This window comes from Ilumatobacter sp., from assembly GCF_041688325.1.
Taxonomy (GTDB): Bacteria; Actinomycetota; Acidimicrobiia; order Acidimicrobiales; family Ilumatobacteraceae; genus Ilumatobacter_A.
Window position 1 is genome coordinate 1 of record NZ_JBDNIJ010000291.1, and the last position, 3,784, is coordinate 3,784.

The window sequence follows — 3,784 nt, forward strand, 5'->3', positions numbered from 1 at the left end:
CTTGGCGATCTTGCCCGCCATGCCGACGAAGCGAACGTGTTCGATTCCGTGGCCTGCAGCGCGTCGGAGTGCGATGCCCGTGAAGTCACCGACCTCGACGAACGACACGGGTTCGAGTTCAGGCCAGGTTGCCTGGGCCCAATCGTCACTGCGTGATCCGGTGGCGAGAACCACGGTGTCTTTGCCCTGCGCGGCAGCGACATCGATCTGTTGCACGACGCTGGCGCGGTAGCTTGCAGTCGAGAAGGGCTTCACGATGCCCGTCGTCCCCAAGATCGAGATGCCGCCGACAATGCCGAGTCGTGCGTTCGAGGTCTTTGCTGCCATCTGCTCGCCACCCGGCACCGAGATCGTGCAGGTGATCGGGAGGGGGGTGACCTCAGCAATCGCCTGGCGGATCATCCGCGCTGGAACAGGGTTGATCGCGGGGCCGCCCACATCGAGGCCCAGGCCAGGTTTGGTGACCTGTCCGACGCCGGTCCCGCCGAGCAGCGTCACGTCGTCACCGGCCTCATAGGAATCGTCGGCCCACTGCACCTCGGCGGTGATGTGCGCGCCGTCGGTGCAGTCCGGATCGTCGCCGGCGTCTTTGACGATCGCAATGCGGTACGGATGTGTGGGGTCGATGTCGGCGGTGGGAAACGTGACGCGGGTGTCGTCTGGCAACCTCACCTCGACCTCGGTCGGTGGGGCACCGTGGACGAGCCAGGCGGTTGCCGCCTTTGCGGCTGCTGATGCACAGGTTCCGGTCGTCCACCCCGTGCGCAAGCCGGTGGCGTTGGCCACATCGGGTGAGAGTTCGGGTTCGGACGTGGACATGGCAGCGTTTCAGTGCGTGCTGCGAGCGCTCGCGCGCCCTTCGGTCGAGCCGCGTTCAGAGCGCAGCCGGTACGCAGTGGTGTAGGCGGGGTCGTAGAGATGGCTGCGCGCATCGACGGGGATGTCTTCGAGTACGTCGCCGACGAGTACCAACAGGGTCATGGTCGCGCCGGTGCTGCGGATGGCTGCTGCCACACCGCCGACCGTCGTGTGCACGATCTGCTGATCGGGCCAGGTCGCTCGGACGAAGACGACGGCGGGAGTGTCGGCTGTGTAGCGGCTGCCTTCGACCAACAACTCGTCTTGAAGTTCGTCTGGTCGGGCGCCGCTGAGGAACACCGCCATTGTGGTGCCGTGCGCCGCGAACGACTTGACGTCTTCGAACTCACGCATCGACGCTGACGTGCGTCCGGCGAGTCGGGTGTAGACCAGTGCCTGACCGCGCTTGGGAATCGTCAACTCGCGACGAATCTCGGCCGCGGCTCCGGCAACCGAGGTAACTCCGGGAACGACTTCGAAGAAGCGCTCGTGCTCGTGGCACCAGTCGATTTGTTCTTGGATCGCACCGTACACGCTGGGATCGCCACTGTGGAGGCGCACGATCATCGCATCGGGGTGCGCCTCGAACACGTCGAGTACGTCTTCGAGAGTCATCGTCGCCGAGTCGTGGAGTGTGGCGTCGGGACGGCAGTGATCGAGCATCGACTCGGGAATCAGGCTCGATGCCCAGATCACGACGTCGGCGCCAGCAAGACGCTGCGCTCCGCGCAGCGTGATCAGATCGTCGGCGCCGGGGCCTGCACCGACGAACGAAATCATCGAGGTGGGCTCGGTATCGGATGGTGATGCAGTCGTGCTCATGGGGTGGGTCCGATGCCTTCGGGTGCGGGAGAGATGACGGCGCTGAGATAGCTGGCTGGACGGTCACGGACATCGGCGACTGGTGTCACGCGCTGGCCGGGCATGCCGATCAGTTCGCCAAGCATTGCCGGGCCGAGGCGATCGGCCGCCTCGAGATGGTCGGCAATCGCAGCGATGCGCCCACCTCCCTTGTACAGCACCACGGTGCGGGTGCGGTCCGCGAGCGCCTCGTCGATGACCTCGGGCGCCACGCTGGCCGGTAACAACAGCAGCGACTGCTGTTCGTCGGTCAGCACCACGTCGGCTTCCATCGCCAGTGCCTGGAACGCGGCGATTCCCGGCACGGTGGCGGTGATGGTGCCGGGGCGACGAGCGAGGATGCCAGCAACCACGGACGACACCGTTGAGTACAGGTTGGGGTCTCCCAGCGTGATGAACGCGACCTCGTCGCCTGCTGCGAGGTAGGCAACGATCCGTTCGCACACCTCGCGGAGCGCAGCCGCGCGTACCTCGTGCTCGACGACCATCACAAAGACCATCCGCTCGACGACGACATCGGGCGCTGCTTCACGCACGATCGCTTCGGCGCGACCGATCGCTTCGACCGATGTGCACGGTGCGACAACGCGGTCGGCTCGACGGAGTGCGTGCACCGCCTTGAACGTGACCAGGTCGGCGGGTCCCGGGCCGACCCCCACCCCGACGAAACGGCCGGGAACCGGTGCCTCGGAGGGCTGCGTCGTCGCGAGATCGGCGAGTCGCTGTTCGACCAGTTCGCGAATCACTTCCTCCTCGGACGATCCGCTCTGTTCGGCCAGTGCGCGGAGGCGCACCGCGAGGTGTTCGGGCAGATTCATCGATGTGTTGTGCATGCGCGAACGTTCAGACGAGGACGTCGGCTGCGACGGTGGTGGTCGCGCGTTGTGTCAGCGAGTTCATGAAGAGACCGAAGCCGGCGCCGATGCCTGCCCAGAGCAGCGCCAGGCTGCCCAATGAGCGCAGTCGGAAGTCCCACACCAAGGCAGCCGGAGCACTGGGGCTGATCGAGTCAGGTGTCGATGGATAGAGGACGAGGAGCGCTCCGAAGACCCCAACTGATGCAACAGCAACCACGCAGCAACGCGACGCGTCGTCGATCCGCGAGCGCAGTGCAACTGAGAGACGGCCCAAGAAGAACACAGCAATCATCGAGACCACGACGAGCGAGAGCCACTGCACCGACCGTTCGCCGACAGTGGCAGCGTCACCGACCGCAGGTGGGTTTGCCGGGTACTTGAGGCCCGGGATCAAAGCGACCGAGACGAAGCCGACGGTGCCCAACCACAGCGACCGGTGGAAGTCGTTGCGCCCAGGAAGCCGGTGGCGCACGGCAGCGAAGATCGTGCCGAACACGCCGGCGACGATCACGCCGAGCGCAACGCTTGCAACGAAACCACCAACGAGTTGACCTCGGCGGCTGACGAGAGCATCGTCGCCGTGGGTATGTGCCGCGTCTGATGCGGCGTGGGTATGGCCATCGCCGAGACGCTCTTCGAGCGCAATCGCATCGGTGATGACTGGCTCAACGACGACGAGTACGTAGACGCCGAGCGCAATGCCGACGAGCACGCCAGCCAGCAGCGCCCGCTTCAACACGGCGCTGTATGTGGGAGTCAAGATGGCCTAGTGGCAGGGAACGCCGAAGGCGTGGCGACCGTCGTGGAAGCTCTCGTGCAAGAGCTCCCACGAACTGGCCAGTAGTGCGCCGTTCTCGCCGAGCATGAGATATGACGCAAACAGCGCCATCGTTGCGGCAATCCATACAACGGCGGGCACACGAATCGGCGTGCTCGCGGCAGGTGTAGCGATCAAGGTGTCACTCATTTTTTTCCAATCCTCGTGGTGTGTACTGATCCCGTTCGGTGTCCTGGCTCCCGGATCAATGCTTGCCTCCGCCTTCCAGCCCGAAGGCCGTGGCATGTAGAGGTTCGCTCCTCGGTGACAGTTGCGGGACAGCCCCGGATTTTCACCGGTGTTCCCGTTCGGTCTTTGCAGAGAGTACCACCCGACGTGGGAGTGATCACAACGAAAGCCGCGAATTAGTGCTGATTGCGCGCTGCTGCTC

Annotated in this window: 5 protein-coding genes and 1 riboswitch; all 5 genes read right to left on the minus strand. The window is 64.9% G+C overall.

All coding sequences use genetic code 11. The annotated features are described in order from the left end of the window. Positions 1-819, minus strand: an 819-nt coding sequence (cbiD, locus tag ACH2EI_RS15490; RefSeq protein WP_395160691.1) for a cobalt-precorrin-5B (C(1))-methyltransferase CbiD, incomplete at its 3' end; no start/stop codon positions are given. A gap of 9 nt (positions 820-828) precedes the next feature. Next, entirely contained in the window at positions 829-1,680 is an 852-nt protein-coding gene (gene cobM, locus ACH2EI_RS15495) for a precorrin-4 C(11)-methyltransferase (protein ID WP_395156102.1), read from the minus strand. After that, complete coding sequence (cobI, locus tag ACH2EI_RS15500) at positions 1,677-2,552, minus strand: precorrin-2 C(20)-methyltransferase (RefSeq protein ID WP_395156104.1); 876 nt, start codon at positions 2,550-2,552, stop codon at positions 1,677-1,679. The genes cobM and cobI overlap by 4 nt, the downstream gene beginning before the upstream one ends. Before the next feature lie 10 nt (positions 2,553-2,562). Further along, positions 2,563-3,336, minus strand: coding sequence for a CbtA family protein (locus tag ACH2EI_RS15505; protein ID WP_395156106.1), 774 nt, complete (start codon positions 3,334-3,336; stop codon positions 2,563-2,565). 6 nt (positions 3,337-3,342) lie between these two features. Continuing rightward, the gene (locus ACH2EI_RS15510) at positions 3,343-3,543 is read right to left on the minus strand and encodes a CbtB-domain containing protein (protein ID WP_395156108.1); all 201 of its coding nucleotides are present in this window, start codon (positions 3,541-3,543) and stop codon (positions 3,343-3,345) included. Between the two features lie 15 nt (positions 3,544-3,558). Continuing rightward, a riboswitch (cobalamin riboswitch) is annotated at positions 3,559-3,747 on the minus strand. Between the last annotated feature and the right edge of the window lie 37 nt (positions 3,748-3,784).